At 63.3% G+C, this 6,618-nt stretch carries 7 protein-coding genes; 1 reads left to right on the top strand and 6 read right to left on the bottom strand.

The annotated features are described in order from the left end of the window. The 5 genes from EN939_RS15985 to EN939_RS15965 form a co-directional block, all read right to left on the bottom strand. On the bottom strand, positions 1-1,750 hold a 1,750-nt coding region (locus EN939_RS15985), incomplete at its 3' end, for an AI-2E family transporter (protein ID WP_245473101.1). A 128-nt stretch (positions 1,751-1,878) separates the two neighbouring features. Then, complete coding sequence (locus tag EN939_RS15980) at positions 1,879-2,946, bottom strand: D-alanine--D-alanine ligase family protein (protein ID WP_127268759.1); 1,068 nt, start codon at positions 2,944-2,946, stop codon at positions 1,879-1,881. 26 nt (positions 2,947-2,972) lie between these two features. Further along, complete coding sequence (locus EN939_RS15975) at positions 2,973-3,590, bottom strand: C39 family peptidase (RefSeq protein WP_127268758.1); 618 nt, start codon at positions 3,588-3,590, stop codon at positions 2,973-2,975. A gap of 100 nt (positions 3,591-3,690) precedes the next feature. After that, positions 3,691-4,206 carry a hypothetical protein gene (locus EN939_RS15970; RefSeq protein ID WP_127268757.1) on the bottom strand — a complete coding sequence of 172 codons (516 nt, stop codon included), beginning with the start codon at positions 4,204-4,206 and terminating at the stop codon, positions 3,691-3,693. A 187-nt stretch (positions 4,207-4,393) separates the two neighbouring features. Next, positions 4,394-4,822, bottom strand: coding sequence for a VOC family protein (locus tag EN939_RS15965; RefSeq protein ID WP_127268756.1), 429 nt, complete (start codon positions 4,820-4,822; stop codon positions 4,394-4,396). A 321-nt stretch (positions 4,823-5,143) separates the two neighbouring features. Between EN939_RS15965 and EN939_RS15960 the strand changes: the two genes are divergently transcribed. Then, positions 5,144-5,446: a hypothetical protein gene (locus EN939_RS15960; RefSeq protein WP_236382754.1), complete on the top strand. Its 303-nt coding sequence runs from the start codon at positions 5,144-5,146 to the stop codon at positions 5,444-5,446. Here EN939_RS15960 and EN939_RS15955 read toward each other — a convergent pair. After that, positions 5,423-6,616, bottom strand: a complete 1,194-nt coding sequence (locus EN939_RS15955; protein ID WP_127268754.1) for an aminotransferase-like domain-containing protein — start codon at positions 6,614-6,616, stop codon at positions 5,423-5,425. The two genes, EN939_RS15960 and EN939_RS15955, sit on opposite strands and share 24 nt — an antisense overlap. Positions 6,617-6,618 lie beyond the last annotated feature (2 nt).

Below are 6,618 nucleotides of genomic sequence, written 5' to 3'. Positions count from 1 at the left end.
TGGCACGCTTCAGCCGGCGAACCAGAAAACGGGCGTGCTTGACGGAATCCCGGTTCAGGAATCCGACCACGACAGTGTCGACGGTTTCGAGCTCAAGGCGGCGAATGCTGGCGGGCTCCATATCCGCAAAGCCGGCTTTCGATACCGTCGCGCCCTGGACCTCCAGCACCTGCGCCAGCATCGCGGCGGCGGCGTCGTCGAGCTCGCCACGCCCACCGGCGCAAAGCACGGACATATCCGTTCCATCGGGCAGGTCGGTCTCGTCTTCCCCGTTGGGATCGCCATCGTCGCTCGCCTCTGCGGCCTCGGGCGGCGCCTCCTCCTCGCCTGCCTCCTCCTGCGCGCTGTCGTCGAGATTGGCCACCAGCACCAGGGCACTGGCCGCCACCTGCCGCCTTTGCAAATCGCCCATGACGCCGCGCACACGGTCTTGTTCGCCCAGCAAAAGCGCCGGAATGGCAACCTTGTCGTAGAATTCGACCAGATATTTCTCCTCCAGCATCTCCTCGGCATGGTCGGTGGCTTCTTCCGGATCGCCGGCCAGAAGCCGCTGGTACAGGCGCGCATGGGGTTCGAGCACGGGCTCGTTGCCGAACAGCACGTCGAGGAATTCAAACTGCGGCACGTGTCTGCCCAGCACCACCAGGCAGACGGTGAGCGGTGTCGACAGGATCAGCCCGAGCGGCCCCCAGAGCCACGTCCAGAAAATCGCCGCGACGATGATCGCCAGCGGCGACAGTCCTGTCCGCGAACCGTAGAGCCAGGGTTCGATGATATTGCCGGTGATCAGCTCCATCACTACGAACAGGGCGGCGGTCCACAGCACGAGCGACCAGCCCGGCGCAACGGCCAGCGCCAGGAACAGCGGCAAAAGCATGCCGATGATCGGGCCGATATAGGGAACGAAACGCAGCGCCAGCGCCAGCAGCCCCCACAGCAGCGCATTGGGAATACCGAGGGCCCAGAGCCCGATCGCAATCGGTACGGCGTAGACGATGTTGACGACCAATTGCATCAAGAGATAGCGGCCCACCCGCTTGGCGGCATCCTGAAGCGCCTCGGTGGTGCGGTGGAGGTCGCCGTAGCCGACAAGCCGGATGAAGCGGTCGCGCAGATCCTCCCGCTCGAGCAGCATGAAGATGACGACGACGATGATCAGTCCGGCCGACCCAAGCGGGCTGATCAGCGGCCCGACGATATTCTGCAGGACCTGGAGCGGCCTTTCTCGGGCGACGATCTCGACAGGCACCGGCTCACGCGCAGGCTTTTCCGGTGCGGCAGCCGGCAGCGTGGCGTCCTGCCTGTCGATCTCCTGGCCGACACGCTCGACCACCTGGCTCAATCTGGCAAGTATCCCGCCCCCGACCCCGGTTTCCTTGAGCGAGCGGATCTTGGTCAGGATGTTGGTCTGGTAGACCGGGATGTTCTGCGCCAGTTCGCTGACCTGCGTGGCGACGATGAAGGAGAACAGGCCAAGCGCCGCGAAAGCGCCGAGCACGCTGGCAATGACGGCGGCAATCCGGGGAATGCCGATTTTTTTAAGAGCTGAGACAAGCGGCGCCAATGCGAAGGTCAGCAGCAGCGCGATCGCGATCGGCAGGAAAACCTCGCGCCCGAAATACAGTGCGGCCACCGTCGTGACGATGGCCGCCACATTGGGCAAAGAGGTTCGCGGATGGGGCGCGGCTGCTGAAAGTGCGTCCCCTAGCCCGTCAGCCGGAGACGCCGTGCCGTTTCGACGATTGGCCACGTGATGCCTCCCCTGCCAAATGCCATGATCGGGCATATAGAGCGGACGTGCAACTTTAGCCAACGATGAAATACGCCTCGCTCACAGGCAATGATCCGGGCCGCATCGGCCGCTCTCGACCGATCGGATCAGCGCGCCGCATGCCTGGCCAGCGCGTGCTCGATCAGCACGTCAATGGTCTGGCTGTAGCCGATGCCTGACGCCGCCAGCGCCTTGGCATACATCGAGATGTCGGTGAAGCCGGGAATGGTGTTGACCTCGTTGACGAGCAGGCTGCCATCGGCGCGCAGGAAGAAATCGACGCGCGCCATGGCTTCGCAGCCGAGCGCCTGAAAAGCCTGACGCGCCATCTCCCTCGCTTTGTCGGCCACAGTGGCCGGGACATCAGCGGGCACCTTGACCAGCGCGCCGTCGGCATCGAGATATTTGGCCTCATAGGTGTAGAAGCCGTGCTTGCCGGCCGGAATGATCTCGCCGGGCAGCGACACCGTCAGCGACCCGTCGGCGCGCTCCAGCACCGAGAACTCGATCTCGCGCCCCTCGACGAATTCCTCGATCAACACTTTGCCGTCGTAGCGGAAAGCCGTGTCGATGGCCTGCTCGAAGCCATCCCTGTCATTCACCTTGCTGACCCCGAAGGACGAGCCCTGGCGCGCCGGCTTGGCGAAGAACGGCAGGCCGAGCATCCCGGCAATCTCCTGGAAGGAATGCTTGCCGTTTCGATGCACGGTGACGGAGCGGGCAACCGCCAATCCCGCCTCGCGCATCAGCCGCTTGGCGACATCCTTGTCCATGGCCGCGGCCGACGCGAGGATGCCGCAGCCGACATAGGCTACATCGGCGACCTCGGCATAGCCCTGCACCGAGCCGTCCTCGCCGAACGGCCCGTGCAGCACCGGGAACACGACGTCGATGGGGGGCAGGTCAGGCTGCGTACCATCCCGCGAGACGGCGACCAGCCGGCCCTTGCCGCCGGGCAGCAGCGCGACCTCGGCACCATCTTCGGATGCCGGCGCCCCTGCCGCGTCATCAAGTTGTTGCAGCAGCCATCTGCCGCTTTTGGTAATGGCGATCGGCACGATGTCGTAGCGCGTCCGGTCGATCGCCTTCAGCACATTGGCGGCCGACAGGCGCGACACGTCATGCTCGGCCGAACGCCCGCCATAGAGGATGGCCACTCTTGTCTTACCGGTCATCGAAATCCCTCGACTGTCAAAAAAAATCAAATGGCGACGGCAATGCCGCGATTGGCGAAGAAGCGGTCGAAATCGGCCGGCGCCAACACTGCGTCTGCCTGTGTGGCGGGGTCATGGCCGGACGGGTTGTGGAAGCGGAAACCCTGATTGGATGCCGCCGTGACCAGCACCAGATGACCGCCCTTCGAGGGCGGCTCGCGCTCGGGCCAGCGGATCGAACTGCTGACCGACGCGATGAAGAAGCGCGTCCGCTGCATGATCGCCGGAATCTCGGCCGTCGCGACATTGGTCACCACCTCGGCCCGGAGTCCAAAAACCTCTTTCACGAAGCTGACGAAGGGCGCGTAGATCAGCCCCTTGATCGATCCCCCGTTGACGACATAGCCGCCATATAAGGTGCAGCGCCTGGCAAGCTCGATCGTCGGCACGATCTCGCCGCGGCTTGCCAGGATCATCTTCAGGCACGCCATGCCGCAGATATTGGCCGCCCAGACCGCATATTCATCGAGTGTTTCCGCGCCCGATCCCCGCCACAGCGGATCGCGCCTGAGGGCAACATCCGCGCCGTCGGCGAGCACGTCCAGCGTCAGGTCGGGCGTCTCCCACTGGCTGAAAAACGGCACGGTTTCAGGCAGTGGACTCATACGGGCTCCTCGGCGGCTGGCTCCATCTCGTATACGAGGATACGAGATGGATGAAAAGCCGCTTAGGCCCGTTTAGGTGTGGGGAGCCGTGCGCCGCCGCCTACTCGGCCTTCGTCCAACCGAAAACCAGCCAAGCATATTTCGATTTTTCGTCGGGTTCGACAGTGTAGGTCATCTGCATGTCGCCGTCCTTGGCGTAGATATCCAGCCTGGGCGCGGTCTCCAGCTTGAGCCACGCCGAACTGTTGCTGAAGGACCAGGTTCCGCACCAGACGCAAGGCCCCGCCGTCGGATCACCCGGCTGATGAAAATTGTAGCGGCCGTCCGCCGTGATCTCCAGATAGTCAAACGCGCCGTAAAACGCGGTCACCGTCTGCTGGAATTCATTGGCGGCCGCTTCCTGTTCCGGTGTCGGCGCATCCTTCATATCGCGCGGCGGCCGGATGGCTCCGCCGTTCAGTTTCCATTTGCCGACAAAATCCTTCTGGGTCGGAAGATATTCCTCCTGCGCCTGCGCCGATGAAACATAAGCAAAAGGTGATATACTTGTGAGATCCACGGCCCCGATCGCAAATAAAAGCGTGGCGGCACAGATCGCCCTTGTTGGGTTTTGCATAAAAAATGTATCTCCAAGGGGGTAAGGGGAGTTCTATTGAGGATTTTGCAGCGCACGTTGCTTCGATGCCGATTCCCGCCCGCCATTTGCACGGTTAGCATCGTGGCCATCAATCTGGCAACGCAAGGCAGCTTCTCTCCGGCATCGCCCATGCGCCCGCGATCCCGGCCGGCTGAATATCGGCAGCTTAGAAGGTGATCTTCACCGAAGCTGCGCTGCGACTATGCGGACCATGATGGACGGCCTCGATGTTGTTGCCGTCGGGATCGAGCAGGAAGGCGGCGTAATAGCCGGGATGATAGGGCCGTTCGCCCGGCGCGCCATTGTCCGTGCCGCCAGCCGCCAGTCCGGCCTTGTAGAAGGCGTCGACCATGGCGTGGTCCCTTGCCTGGAAAGCCAGGTGATGGCGACCGGTGAGTTTTCCCTGTGCGGCCCGGCTGTCGGCAGTGGAGACAAACAGCTCGTCGGCCCAGAAAAAATCGTCGCCGCTCCCACCGATCGGAACATCGATCGCCTGCAGGACCGCCTCGTAGAAACGCCGGCTGGGCGCGAGATCCCTGACCACCAGTTGGATGTGGTCGATGAGCCGGCCGCGATGCAATTCCTGGGTTTCCATAAAGATGCCTCCTCGTGAGGTTCGAATTTAGGTTCGGACAGGGCGTCGTCAATGCGGATACTTGTTCTATCCCGCAAACAAAAAGCCCGCCGGGAGGGGATCCGGCGGGCCTTTGGAAAGCATGTCTAGCCTTCAGGGGTCTGAGGGGGATCAGACCTGGTAAGAACCTTTGTTGGCCGCGGAGGTTCCACCCGAACAAAAAATTGCCGATGGCCCGTCGAAACCGCGGAAGCGGTGGAGGCGATTTCTTCGCGAGAGCACTCACAGTTTGGAACTTTCCGCTCACAACCGGGTTGGGTGCCCCGGTGGGAGGAATTGCTATTGGATAGTTTTCAGAGGCTCGAAGCGCTGGTCGACAGCGCCGGTGTCGAGGATATCGAGGAAGCAACCGCTCTGCTGCGCCGGTTCAAGGGCAGGTCGCGCGAGGTCTCGGCAGCCATAGATGAGTTCATGCTCGATTTCATGACGTTGGTCTTCGTCGTCGAAAGCGGCGAAGAAGGTTTCGAAAAGCCGGTCCGCAAGCTCGCTCGCACCAAGCTTTCAAAGCTTGAGCGGATGGTGACTGTGATGGCGGAGGAAAAGCCGGCCTCCGGCGCCGGCCTATCCCTTCAGGATGGCGGCTAGCCTTGGAATGCCTTCGCTCACCGCGCGCCGGTCGGCGAGCGTGAAGGACAGCCGCAGCGTGTTGCGCCCGGTGCCGTCGGCATAAAAGGCGCCGCCCGGCACGAAGGCCACCCGCGCTTCTTTCACCGACCGCGCCAGAAGCTCGGTGGCGTCGGCCCCTTCCGGCAACGTTACCCAGACGAACATGCCGCCTTCCGGGCGGCTCCAGGTCACGCCTTCCGGCATATTGGATTCCAGTGCCGAGAGCAGCCCGTCGCGGCGCTCGCGATAGGCGCCGATAAGTTTTTCCACCTGGCCGTCGAAGACGGCTTCGGCGACACGATGCATCACCACCTGGTTGATCGACGGGCTGTGCAGGTCCGAGGCCTGCTTCATCAGCACCAGTTTCTCGACGATGTGGCGCGGGGCGCAAACCCAGCCGATGCGCATGCCCGGCGACAGTATCTTCGAGAACGAGCCGCAATAGAGCGTGCGCGCCTTGTCGATGCCGCCGGACCTGATGCAGTCGAGCGCCAGGATCGGCGGCACGCCGTCGCCGTCATAGCGCAGCGCGCGATAGGCGGCATCCTCGATGACGGCGATGTCGAGTTCGCCGGCAAGGCCGAGCACCGCCTCGCGCTGCTCACGGTTCAGCGTGTTGCCGGTCGGGTTGGCGAAATCCGGCACCAGATAGGCGAATTTGGCCTTGCCGCCATTTGCTGCCGCTGCCGCGCGATAGGCATCGGGCGTCATGTTGCCGCCGGCCGGGGTCAGCCGGTCGTAGCGAGGCTCATAGGCGTTGAAAGCCTGCAGCGCGCCGAGATAAGTCGGCCACGTCACCAGCGCGGTATCGCCCGGCGACAGGAACAGTTTGCCGAGATAGTCCAGCGCCTGCTGGGAGCCGGAAGTGATGAAGATATTGGCCTCGTCACAGGCGACGCCGAGCTTGCCCATCTGCCCGGCGAGCCAGCGCCGCAACGGCAGGTAGCCTTCCGAGACCTGGTACTGCAGCGCCGCACCCGCCTCGGCGCCGCCCAGCACCGAAGCATAGGCGTCACGGATCGCCTCGGCCGGGAACAACGCCGGATCGGGAATACCGCCGGCGAACGAGATGATGTCCGGCTGGTCGAGCAGCTTCAGGAGCTCGCGGATTTCGGACGCTTTCATGCGCGACGAGCGCGAAGCCAACAGAT

It is taken from the genome of Mesorhizobium sp. M7A.F.Ca.CA.002.05.1.1, assembly GCF_003998335.1.
In the GTDB taxonomy this organism is placed as follows: Bacteria; Pseudomonadota; Alphaproteobacteria; order Rhizobiales; family Rhizobiaceae; genus Mesorhizobium.
The sequence above is the reverse complement of the archived record's forward strand: the minus strand, read 5'-3'. Positions and strand labels throughout refer to the sequence as shown.